Raw genomic sequence first — 11833 nt, 5'->3', positions numbered from 1 at the left:
CTCTGGATTAATCTAGATTCATTTGGCTGGGATTTTTCGCAGAATCCCAGCTTCCTTTTTTCCAATTCACTACCTTGGTTGTTAACCAAACACTCTTTTTACAGCCTCCTCTATCACTCCTGGAAACAAGTGTCTGTAGTGTTCTGTCATTTCTTGAGAAGTGTGCCCTACAAGATCACCAATTACTTGTTTATTTACTCCTTTTTCTGCCAAAATACTTACATATGAATGTCGAAAACAGTGGAAACCTATGCCTTCGTAATCTGTACCTTTAATAACTTTTAAAAAAGCCGTACGCAAGGTATTGACACTTAGTTTACCACCATTTGGTCCAGGAAATACCCAACGCTCTTTTGCAACTTCTTTTTGCCTTTGCAAAGTAGACTTTAACCGTTGAGTTATATACACTTCGCGGCGTATTTTATTTCTCTTTTTGGATTGTTTATTTGAATATATATACAGAATATTTTTATCGAAATCTACATCTAACCATGTTAATTCTAAGAGTTCAGATCTGCGTATTCCTGTATCAGATAAGATTATAATTATGGGAACAATCCAATGATTTATTCCCATGCGTTTTTTGGTGGATTCGATGAATTGATTGATTTCTTCAAAGTCTAGATAACGATAGCGTTGAATTTTTTTTGTTTCTTTTTCAGAGTAATTTCCCTGCGCTAAAAGTTCTTTGATTTGTGTTGTCGTTCGAAATATATTACTACTGCCATCTTCTTTGTCTTTTTTTATCTTTTCGACAATATTTTCCTCTATGTATTTTTTATCAATTGCCTGATAAAAAAATTTGCGGAAAGTATAAATTTCTTTATTGATTGTTTTCGCCATGACACTTTGTTTTTGACGAAATTTTTTATATTGAATGAAAAATTCAACATCAATATTTTTTAAAAAACAATTTTTTTTACAGTGTTGTAAATATTTCTTTAGGTGATTTAGGTGAATGATTTCTGTTTTTTTAGAATTATCTTCATATTCGCGAGCATCAGTGATGCACTCATTGATAAATTCTTTAACAGAAATATTTTCTTGTAGTAATTCAGGCTTTGGGGCTGAGGGCTTTTTTATAACCTGTGAAAATACAAAGTCTCCAATATTCGCTTGAGGAAGTTCGATAAATCCATAGCGTAATTGTAGTACTATATGATTTATTTTGCTTTGAAAAAAATATGCATACTGCTCATTTTGGCCAACATATTTTGCATATTTTTTTCCAAAAAAGCAAAAACTTACACGCCATCCATTTTTATGGCGATAGGGTTTTGGCTTGATAGTTGCCATAATTTTTCCTTCTAAGAAATAGGTGAAAAGTTAGAAGTTTTGTTATGGCCTCTAGGAAATATAGCTGTTTTAGAGGATTACCCCCATTCTTACCCCAAGTGGGTATATGTGGGCAAAAAAAAACAGCAGACTACCATATTTAAAATGGTTAGAATCTGCTGTTTTTTTGATTTTGGTTAGCGCGACCATCGCTAACATTTATATTATATGACTTTACAACTTGTAATGCTCGTAAAATCTTATAATTTCTTTTGGTGCGAAAGGCGGGAGTTGAACCCGCACGCCCGAAGGCACTAGATCCTAAATCTAGCGCGTCTGCCAATTCCGCCACTCTCGCGTGTTTCGAGAAGGGATTGTAACAGAAAAGAAATGGATGTCAATTCTTTTTTTATATTTTTTTAAAAAATTTGTTAGAGAGTATCTTTGTTTAGAAATAGTTTTAGGTGTTATGTAAAATCGATAATTAAGTATTATGCTACTTCTGTAACGTTAAAATTACTATTTCAAACAAGATATTTCAACTTGTTTTTTTGTTAAAAAATGATAGAAAATCTTTGTTCGAGTACTTTATGGTTTACAAATTAGTCATAATAATTTATATTTTAAGTTGAGATTGATTTAGCTAACCCATTTATACTGTTTTCGTTCCGGAATGCTTTATGATAAAGAGGAAAGATTTTAAAATTTTATCTGATATACACAATATATCACTAGATGAGACTAAAATAATTGAGCTTTCTCCTGGTACAACTATAGGACCCAAAACCGGTGATACTCGTCGTTACGAGATTATTACTTTGTTGGGAGCTGGTTGTATTGGTTGTGTGTATCTGGTAAAAGATCACGAAAATTCCGGGAAATTATTTGTTCTCAAGATAATTATTCCACATCATCTTAATACACAAGAAAAAGTTGATAATTTTATTGCGCTAATTAATGACCTTTACCAACTAGAGCACAATCGCTACGTTGAAATTATTGATTTATGGAAGCAGAAAAAGTTATATTTTTTTATTATGGAGCATATTGAAGGTATCGCTCTTTCTGAATGGCTCTATCAGCAAAAAAATATAGGAAAGTATGTTTCAGTTGTTGATGCTTGCGAAATGATTTTGCAGTTGTGCGAAGTAGTTAAGTATTTCCATGAAACTCGTGGACACAAGTTACTACATCCTAATAATATTATCGTACAAGAAGATAATATTATTTCCTTACAGATTGCTGACCTAGGCTTAGAAGAATTGTTAACACAACACGCTTGGGAAACATTATCTATACATGAAAATTATCAACACTACTTACCCCCAGAATGTGCATCTTCAACAGTAAATGGCCGCCTTTGCGATATTTATTCGTTAGGTTCTATTTTTTATGAAATATTAACTTTCCAAAATTTTGAAGAACATCATCGTTTATCCTCCACTCGTTACGATATACCTCCGGGTTTAGATGATATTATTGCAAAAGCTACAAAAATAAATCCTTTAGAGCGTTACCCAAATATAGAAGAGTTTACTCTTGAGTTAAATACATTTCAAAAAAACATACGCGCTCGCAAAGCAAAAACATTGCGGTTCAAAGAATCAGAAATAAAAGAAAAAGAAAAATTACACGAGGCCTCTCAAATACTTGGTGCAATTGTTCAAAAATACAAAGAAAAAGAGAAACAAAAAGAAGAGTCAGAAGGCGAAGAAGAAAAAATTGCTTCTAAATTTGAAGAATTTAATGCTTCTTTAAAAAATAAACAAGAACACTTTAAGATAATAGAGACTTCTAAGAAAAGTGATCAACCGCCTGCTTTTTACGATACGGAAAAAGCGCATAAAAATGAAGAAGAGTTGGTGGAACTTTCAAAGCAAATTCAAAAACAGCCTGCCGATAACCCAATGGAACAACTGTTTTCAGAAGAAAATCAAAAAACAAAAGATCCAGCACTTTCTGAAATTGGGCCACTTGAAGCTATTCCTGTTGGTCCAGAAGAATATCCAACAGGAACTATCGATCTAAAAAAACACAAAATCGCAAATAAAAATGAAAACAAAGAACAAAGTGAAGGTACTCTTTTAGATAAACCTAAAAAACTAAAACTAAAGAAATATTTTCCGGGGGCGAAAGCCACAGGTGTTACTCCTAAAAAAGTAACCGACGAAGAACGAGAAAAAAGCCATATTACAAACAAGCAATTGATAAACACTCTTCAAGAACAAAAAGATCAAAATATAGCAAAAGACTTTGCTCATGCCCAAAGCATTCTAGAAAAAGTAAAAGAACCAGAAGGCAAAGGTGAACTAACTAGCGAAGGGGATAATTCAGAAGAACAAACGTCTGAAATCAAAGCAACAAACAATAACAGATTGAAAAGATATCTCCCTACAAGCAGTAAGAAGAAAAAGTTTTCTGTAACTATTGATTACAAAAAAGATTTAGAGTCGCTACAAGCACCGAAAAAAAATAATATAACAGATACCAAAAAACTTAATCACACAACAAGTGAAAAAGAGCTTAGTGATGGAAGCAAACTAGAGACAGAAAGTAATCTTAGCGCCGAAAACGAATCTGACACAGAAAATATGTCTATCACCGAAAGCGAATCGGACATCGGAAATGAATCTGAATCTGAGAGCAAACCTGACACAGAAAGCAAAACGGAAAACGAAAGCAAGTCTGACACCGAAGGCGAAAACGAATCTAGCACTGAAAGTGAGTTTGACACCAAAGACAAAAGTGAGTCTGACACCGAAGACAAAAGTGAGTCTGACGCCGAAGACAAAAGTGAGTCTAACGCCGAAGACGAAAGCGAATCTGACACCGAAGACAAAAGTGAGTCTGACACCGAAAACAAAAGTGAGTCTGACGCCGAAGACAAAAGTGAGTCTGATACCGAAGACAAAAGTGAGTCTGACACCGAAGACAAAAGTGAGTCTGACACCGAAGGCGAAAACGAATCTAGCACTGAAAGTGAGTTTGACACCAAAGACAAAAGTGAGTCTGACACCGAAGACAAAAGTGAGTCTGACGCCGAAGACAAAAGTGAGTCTAACGCCGAAGACGAAAGCGAATCTGACACCGAAGACAAAAGTGAGTCTGATACCGAAGACAAAAGTGAGTCTGACACCGAAGACAAAAGTGAGTCTGACACCGAAGACAAAAGTGAGTCTAACGCCGAAGACAAAAGTGAGTCTGACACCGAAAACAAAAGTGAGTCTGACGCCGAAGACAAAAGTGAGTCTGATACCGAAGACAAAAGTGAGTCTGACACCGAAGACAAAAGTGAGTCTAACGCCGAAGACAAAAGTGAGTCTGACACCGAAAACAAAGACAAAGACAAAAGTGAGTCTGACACCGAAGACACCGAAGACAAAAGTGAGTCTAACGCCGAAGACAAAAGTGAGTCTGACACCGAAGACGAAAGCGAATCTGACACCGAAGACGAAAGCGAATCTGACACCGAAAGCGAATCTGACACCCAAGACGAAAACGAGTCTGACACCAAAAACGAAAGCAAATCTGACACTGAAAGCGAATCTGACACCAAAAGCCAGTCTAACGAATCTGACACCGAAGACGAAAGCGAATCTGACACAAACAGCAAGTCTGAATCTGAAAATGCCGACAAAATAAAACAAATTCAGCAAGTTCTCAACGAAGGTGATGAGCTTGCCATGGACCATTTGTTCGAGGAAGCTATTTACAAATGGATGCAGGTGGCCCATATCGTTGATCCAGTAGAAATTGAAGAGCGTTTAATGCAAGTTATTGATATGGCTGTTGAAATAGCTCAAGAACATTTAGATAATGAAGAATTTTGGGAAGCTAAAAAATTACTTGATCAAGTTATAGAACACAATCAAGATGATTTTGTTCAGGGGCTTTATGAAGAAATTTATAGTAAACTAGATGATAAAGAGCAAGAATTTCAGAAAGCTATTGGCCAAGTAAACAATCATATTCAGAAAAAACAATATCAAGCTGCTATTGATATTTTATTTACTATAAAAGATTCTTTTCCTCAACATTCTGAAATTCTTGATGCTCAGATTACGAAGGTTGAGAGCGCGCGTAAACAAACAGTTGCTGATGAAGAAGAATACATGCAACTTATGTATACAGCTAAGCTTTTGGAAGATAAAGAAAATTATCAAGAGGCTTTACAAACCTTTGAAAAAATCAAGCAAAAGCAGGGATCATGGAGTTGCCCTGTTACTGATATATCGCAAGACATAGAACGCGTTAGTAAAATGGTTGCCTCAATGCAACCATCTAACAAAGCGAATCAGATTCTCACACAAATTGAAAACTTTATATCTCAAAATAAGTGGAAAGAAGCTAACGAAGCGTTTAATAATCCTATTTTTAATCGTAAATTGTTACCTAAAGTTGAAAAACGTGCGCTTGATAAAAAGAAAAAGATAAAAGAGCTAGAACAAAAACACAAAAAGAAAGTTGCAGCAATGAGCAGTATAGGATTTTTGGGTATTGTTATTGTTGTTGTACTTGTTTATATATTTATTTTGAGCTAAAAATTGTACGTTATAAAAAACAGGAACATTGGACAACTATTAAACTTTTTGCCACAATTTATTCCAACAATCAACAGTTTTTTGTGTGATTGGTTTAGGAAAAGTAATTGTTCGATGTTCCGGCGTTGATTTTATCGGGGTTATGTATACTTCGAATCCATATTCCTGTAATTCACTTACATAAACAGTTGGCATTTCTTCTTTTTCATTTATTTCGTTAGAAAAAGCAGTAACACCGTATAAATTGATTAAATTATGAGCTTCCGAGCATAGTTGTTGCAAGTGCACTAGCTTTTCCGCTTTCTTCCCCCAACGCCAAATAATCTCTTTTGGATTTGCTTTTTTATACATTTCTTCTCCTTAAAAAACATTCTATTATATATTCTATTAAAAGTAAAACTCAAAAAAAATTTGAGAATGAGTCTCTGTTTCAGGAAAAAAACATGAAAATATTAATGCTTTGTATATTGTTAGTATCTGTAAATGCACAAACTTCTTGGTCTGGTTTTCGCGGCGATGGAAATAGTCACTCTGTTGCAAAAAATCTCCCTATTAGTTGGTCTGACACTAAAGGAGTGGCATGGAAATTTTCTATTTCTGACTATGGACAATCAAGCCCTGTTATTTGGGAAGATAAAGTCTTTGTTACTTCTAATGAAGGAAATATGAAGGAAACTCTTTGTATTTATTGTATAGATTTGAAAAAAGGATCTTTGCTGTGGAAAAAAACATTTCCTTCTTCTGTAAAAAGTAAACGCAATAAAATGGTGGCTCAGGCTGCTTCAACTCCTGTTGTTGATGGTAAAGGACTATATGCTTTTTTTGAAAGTGGAGATCTTATTGCTGTAGACTTTGAAGGAAATATTCTATGGCAAAGAATTCTTACTAAAGAATATGGTAGTTTCAAAGGTAATCATGGAATTGGCAGTTCTTTGGCACAAACAACTAACTCTGTTATTGTCTTCGTTGAGCATGAGGGACCATCATATTTGATGAGTATTGATAAAAAAACGGGCAAAAATATTTGGAAAAATAATCACAGTGCTCGTGTTTCGTGGACATCTCCTCTCGTTTCTCAAAATGAAATTATTATTAGTTCAAATGGATCTGTTGAGGTTTACTCTACTAGCGATGGTAAATTGTTGTGGTTTATCAACGGTATAAAGAAAAATACCGTGCCATCACCTTCATGTAATAAAGACATTATTGTTATTGGTTCATCAGCCAAAAATTGGTGTATGGCAATACGTAGAACAGGAAAAGCAAAAGTAATGTGGAATGCAAATGTGGCTTCTTCTTTTGCTTCACCCCTGATAACGACCGATAATGTTTATTTTGTCAATCGCGCAGGAATAGTATTTTGTCTAAATTTACTTACTGGTAAAAAACGATGGTCTTCGCGCTTACCAAGTTCCGTATGGGCATCACCCATTAATGTTGGCGACTACGTTTACTTTTTTTGCAAAGATGGCACTACCATTATTGCTAAAGAAAATAGTGAAAAGTTACAGCAAATTTCGTTAAATAAGTTGTCAGTGGGAAAAACACTGGTTTATGGCGTTGCAGTCACCGATAACTATTTTGTTTTTCGTACTGGAAAAGAAATTATAGCTGTGTCTACAGTTGAATTTAAAAATAACTAGGAGAATATTGTGTCAGAAGCAAACATTAATGAGAATCCATCTGTTGAGAAAAAACCTATAGGGAAAACAAAACGCCGTAAAAGTAATTACTTATTCTTACCCTATAAATTTAGCCGTGGAAATTTTTTAAAATGGTTGCGACGAACTCACGCTTGGTTAGGATTGTGGGGAGCTTTCCTAGGTATAATGTTTGGAGTCACTGGTATTTTACTTAATCACCGAGGAACATGGAAAATTCCAGCAGCGCAAACAGAAAAAACAAAAATGCAATTGGAGATTCCAGAAAAAGCACGTGCAAGTAGCGAAATCTTTGCACAGTGGTTAAAAAAAGATCTAAAAGTACCAAGCAATTGGAAAGAATCTATACGAATTTTTGAAGCAAAAGAAATTACTTGGGGAGGACGGTCTATAATACAACCAAAAAGATGGCGTGTAAGTTTTTCAGCGCCGCATATGGCGTATAGTGCTGATTATTGGCTTGGAGACTCGTTTGCTTCGGTAAGTCGCTTTGATCGAAATTTATTCGCTATTCTCAATCGATTGCACACAGCAAGCGGCGCAAGCATTGCTTGGATTTTGCTCGCTGACTCTATAGCAGGAAGTTTCATTTTACTATCATTAACAGGAATATTGCTGTGGACAAGATTACATGGCAAAAGATTGTTAGCTGCGAGTTTAGCTTTAGGCTCATTGCTCAGTGCAATTGTAATTGTTTTACGTGCTATGTAATGTTTAGGTTTGTGTGATGGGGATTTGGAAGTAAAAAGTGTTTTCTAGTAAAATTAGAAATAAGTAAAAAAGGTATGCATTAAATGCATACCTTTTTCTCAAGCGCATTTACGCTTTTATGACAAATTAACAAAACTACAACTTAATTGCCGAAAGCATTCCAACCCAACAAGTCAGAACGCGAAGTGTCTAAAACACCATTCATTCTGTCTGATTGTTGCATAGTAAAAATGTTCATTGCACCATCATCAGTGTAGTCCATGTAATTTTCAAACATGTTGTCATTATTGCATTTTAGAAGTGGGTGACTTGGCTTTCCGAAGTTTGGAGAATCAGAACGCGGTGTGTCACTAAAACCATCATCAACAGAGCAAGAACCATCACCCCAGATGTGGCGAAGTCCTAACCAGTGGCCTATTTCGTGTGTTGTGGTACGACCTAGATCGAAAGGTGCGCGAACAGAACCTGTATCACCAAAAGCGCTGTACAAACATACAACACCATCTGTGCTTGCAGAACCTGTGTCTGGGAATTGAGCATAACCGAGTAAACCACCAGATAAATTTCCTACCCAAAGATTTAAATAACGAGTGCTGTCCCATGCGTCTTGACCACCACGAGATGAAGATTTAATCGCGTCATCAGCGCCAAAAGAACTTCTATTTGTGCGAGTTCTAGTAATACCGTTAGTAGCATTACCATTCGGATCTACTGTTGCTAAGCGAAATTCAATAAAAGTATCGGCACCAAGAGGGTTATTGTTATGACCCTTAGAACCTTGTTTTTTACGAAAATCTTCATTGATAATGCGTATTTGCGAATCAATTTGCTTTTGCGAAATATTTTGTGACTCGTTGCGATAAACAACATGTACAACAACAGGAATGGTGCGCACTTGTTGACGCTGTTCAAGAGACATAAAGCTACGAAATCTTTGATGACGCATAGCTTCTTTTTCTGATTGTTCCATTCTAGCGTACACAGTGGAGTCCATTGTACTTAAGTGTTGTAGATGTTGGTCCATTCCACAACTTCTTTTAGCTTCGCCATCAGCAAATACGCTCACAGACAAAACTAACATTAAAACAGATAGTAAACGAAAACTCATTTCTTCCCCTTTAAAAGTTTATAAAGAATTTGCTATATACTATAATAATAAAAATAAAACAAAAATACCTTAAAAATTTATTTATTATTATCATAATTTAATATTATACTTCGCATTTTACTCATTTCTGTAACTTCAAATTGCTACTGAATTTTTATTTTACCATCACTCATTGATAAATTGCACTAAAACTAGTTATTAGAATCGAGTTGATTTTTCATCCATTTTATATAGTCTTGAAATCGATCTGCTATTTCTTCATTGGTATAGCCAAAATCGTCAGAAGAATACTTATGTCGTCCATATTTTCCTTTTTTGTTTTTGGTAATATACAAATGCAAAGTTTCTGAAAATTTTTTAGTCCACTCTAAATCAAAATGCGCATAGATTTTTTGAATTGTTGCTACTGGATTGGCAATAAATTTAGAATAGGACACATCACATATATTACCTTCACAGTACTGTCGTGCAGTAAAATTTTCTTTCAATTCTGATTGAAGAATGGATAAGTTTGTATCAGACATTTTTTTCACTTCGATTTGTGGTGTTGCTATGCTATGAGAGTAATAGGTTAAACTATTGAAACTGCTCGCTACTTCTCTAGGATCGCGATGAATCTGTACAATCATTGCTTTCGGCAAAACATTAACTAAATGGCCAATAGATCTTGTATGCGAAGGTGATTTTAGAACTAGCCGTTTATTAGGTGTGGTGTTCTGAAATACTTGTAACCACTTTACATATTCGCAATACTTTTTTGTCAAATCCTGTTCATTATACCAGTGCATATAATCATAAACGGGCACTGTTATCCAAAACTGCCAACTACAAAATGAACTACCCATTGGCCACATACATTCTTCGTAAGAGTTGGAACGTATATAATGAATATGATCAAAGTCAGGGTAATATTTATCGCTGCCATCAACATCGCGGTGCGCAATTTTCAATCGTTGATCTCGATTTTTCGAAGAAAATAATTCAAGGGATATTGGGCGAAGTAGTTCCCACATTTCAATGGCGCGGTGACGTGAATCTAAAGCCAATAGGCGATGTAAAAAAGTAGTACCTGATCGCGGCAGTCCTAATACAATAAGAGGTGGAATTGATAGTGGTTTGAATATTTGCGGTTGAGTGTTATGTAGTTTATTTAATAGTAACCTATTTTCTAGTGATGTTTCGCAAAGATACTTAAGACTTTCACGCCCTAAAAAATTTATGTTTGGTTTTTGTATCTCTGCTAACACTCGCTCCAAACCTTTTTTGTAATACTCATCTCCAAAATTATCCCACTGAATTTTTTTTTGCGCTTGCGCATGTAATTTATTTATATCAATATTTGGTTTGTGTAATTTACCTATAGTGTTCAAAATACGCGTACGAAATGGAAGATTTGGTTTCGAATTAAGCATTTTGTCTCCATATCACAAAACAGTAAAAAAGCTCAAAGAAACAACTCTGAGCTTTTAGATGAATCGTAAACAAGAAAAGCTGTGATTATTGCGCTTTGTCTTTTTTCCACTTCTTACTATATTTTACTGCCCAAGCCTTTAAATCACCTAAATACTCAATATAATCATCTAATTCCGCTACTGCATTTTGGGCAGTCGCTGATCTTTTATTCCCACCCCAATCATTAAATGCTGCCATTGCATCGTCTATAGTATCCGTTGGATAGATAAAATCTATGTTAAATTGTTGATTCCAAGTACTGATATTACCTGTATTATTAGAAATACGTCGACTACCATTGTCCTGCGCAACAACAATTGCATTGAATTTACTTGCTAATGCTTGAGGGTCATTTCTCAATTCTTCCAACTGAGGAACAATATCTTTTTCATATGAGTCGCAGATGTCTTCTAATTCTCCATTAAAAGTTACATCGAGAACACCTACAGCAAGCATAACTTTCAACGGATTATTAAGACCTTCTTCTTTTAAATCATCGATTGCTTTAATAACTGTCAAACTTTTTTTCTTTTCTGCTTTGAATTTTTTTCGCCACTTTTTAGGCTTAGCATCTTTCAAAGCATCATATAATTTTCCTGCTGCCTCTTTAACTTTTTTAGCATGCTTAGTAGATTTTTTAGGTATTTTTTTGCTTTTTTTAAAATCTTCTTCGACACTTTCAGCAGCTTCTCGTAAATCTTTAGCTTTATCTTTCAAGTCGGCAAGATTAGCCCATGCTTTGTAAGATTTTTTATATTGCTTATTGAAATCACTCGCATTTTGAATACTTGGATCAAAAACATTCGGATAATACAAATCTCCTCGCTTATCATCTGCTATGAGCTCAAATGCATCTTCTAATGCATCTAATTTATCTGTAATACCTGTCTTTTTTTTGAAAACCTTAGCCCAAAACCCTTTATTTTTTTTCCAATTTTTTTTAGTCAATACTTTTGGAAGTTTTTTCTTTGGTATATCTTCAATCGCTTTTCTTATATCTGCATCTTTGATTCTATCAGAATATAAAAAAGAAACTAAAAACATCATAAGAATAAAAATAATATTTTTTTTCAAAGTTTTCTCCT

8 protein-coding genes and 1 tRNA gene are annotated in these 11833 nt (G+C 34.7%); 3 read left to right on the top strand and 6 right to left on the bottom strand.

Translation table 11 applies throughout. The features are described 5' to 3' along the window. Positions 1-81 precede the first annotated feature (81 nt). Positions 82-1296 carry a tyrosine-type recombinase/integrase gene (locus UABHE_RS18615; RefSeq protein ID WP_372364749.1) on the bottom strand — a complete coding sequence of 405 codons (1215 nt, stop codon included), beginning with the start codon at positions 1294-1296 and terminating at the stop codon, positions 82-84. 252 nt (positions 1297-1548) lie between these two features. Beyond that, positions 1549-1633: transfer RNA gene (locus tag UABHE_RS18610), tRNA-Leu, on the bottom strand. A 322-nt stretch (positions 1634-1955) separates the two neighbouring features. Between UABHE_RS18610 and UABHE_RS18605 the strand changes: the two genes are divergently transcribed. Continuing rightward, positions 1956-5816, top strand: a complete 3861-nt coding sequence (locus UABHE_RS18605) for a protein kinase (protein ID WP_372364747.1) — start codon at positions 1956-1958, stop codon at positions 5814-5816. 39 nt (positions 5817-5855) lie between these two features. On the opposite strand, the gene UABHE_RS18600 is transcribed toward UABHE_RS18605, so the two are convergent. Continuing rightward, positions 5856-6167 carry a hypothetical protein gene (locus UABHE_RS18600; protein WP_372364746.1) on the bottom strand — a complete coding sequence of 104 codons (312 nt, stop codon included), beginning with the start codon at positions 6165-6167 and terminating at the stop codon, positions 5856-5858. Between the two features lie 92 nt (positions 6168-6259). Here UABHE_RS18600 and UABHE_RS18595 point away from each other — a divergent pair, with 92 nt between their 5' ends. Then, positions 6260-7459 carry a PQQ-binding-like beta-propeller repeat protein gene (locus tag UABHE_RS18595; protein WP_372364745.1) on the top strand — a complete coding sequence of 400 codons (1200 nt, stop codon included), beginning with the start codon at positions 6260-6262 and terminating at the stop codon, positions 7457-7459. Between the two features lie 9 nt (positions 7460-7468). Continuing rightward, positions 7469-8188 (top strand): PepSY-associated TM helix domain-containing protein, encoded by a 720-nt coding sequence (locus UABHE_RS18590; protein ID WP_372364744.1) that lies wholly within the window; start codon positions 7469-7471, stop codon positions 8186-8188. A gap of 142 nt (positions 8189-8330) precedes the next feature. Here the strand turns inward: UABHE_RS18590 and UABHE_RS18585 are convergent, their stop codons facing one another. The 3 genes from UABHE_RS18585 to UABHE_RS18575 form a co-directional block, all read right to left on the bottom strand. Next, on the bottom strand, positions 8331-9296 hold the full coding sequence (locus tag UABHE_RS18585; RefSeq protein ID WP_372364743.1) for a zinc metalloprotease: 966 nt from the start codon (positions 9294-9296) through the stop codon (positions 8331-8333). Positions 9297-9487: 191 nt separating this feature from the next. Further along, the gene (locus UABHE_RS18580; RefSeq protein ID WP_372364742.1) at positions 9488-10708 is read right to left on the bottom strand and encodes a sulfotransferase; all 1221 of its coding nucleotides are present in this window, start codon (positions 10706-10708) and stop codon (positions 9488-9490) included. Between the two features lie 85 nt (positions 10709-10793). After that, positions 10794-11822 (bottom strand): hypothetical protein, encoded by a 1029-nt coding sequence (locus tag UABHE_RS18575; protein ID WP_372364741.1) that lies wholly within the window; start codon positions 11820-11822, stop codon positions 10794-10796. Positions 11823-11833 lie beyond the last annotated feature (11 nt).

Source organism: Candidatus Uabimicrobium helgolandensis, assembly GCF_041508025.1.
Classification (GTDB): Bacteria; Planctomycetota; Uabimicrobiia; order Uabimicrobiales; family Uabimicrobiaceae; genus Uabimicrobium; species Uabimicrobium helgolandensis.
The sequence above is the reverse complement of the archived record's forward strand: the minus strand, read 5'-3'. Positions and strand labels throughout refer to the sequence as shown.

Coding starts and splice junctions, on each gene's coding strand:
- UABHE_RS18615 (WP_372364749.1), bottom strand. CDS start 1,296: ATGGCAACTATCAAGCCAAAACCCTATCGCCATAAAAATGGATGGCGT.
- UABHE_RS18605 (WP_372364747.1), top strand. CDS start 1,956: ATGATAAAGAGGAAAGATTTTAAAATTTTATCTGATATACACAATATA.
- UABHE_RS18600 (WP_372364746.1), bottom strand. CDS start 6,167: ATGTATAAAAAAGCAAATCCAAAAGAGATTATTTGGCGTTGGGGGAAG.
- UABHE_RS18595 (WP_372364745.1), top strand. CDS start 6,260: ATGAAAATATTAATGCTTTGTATATTGTTAGTATCTGTAAATGCACAA.
- UABHE_RS18585 (WP_372364743.1), bottom strand. CDS start 9,296: ATGAGTTTTCGTTTACTATCTGTTTTAATGTTAGTTTTGTCTGTGAGC.
- UABHE_RS18580 (WP_372364742.1), bottom strand. CDS start 10,708: ATGCTTAATTCGAAACCAAATCTTCCATTTCGTACGCGTATTTTGAAC.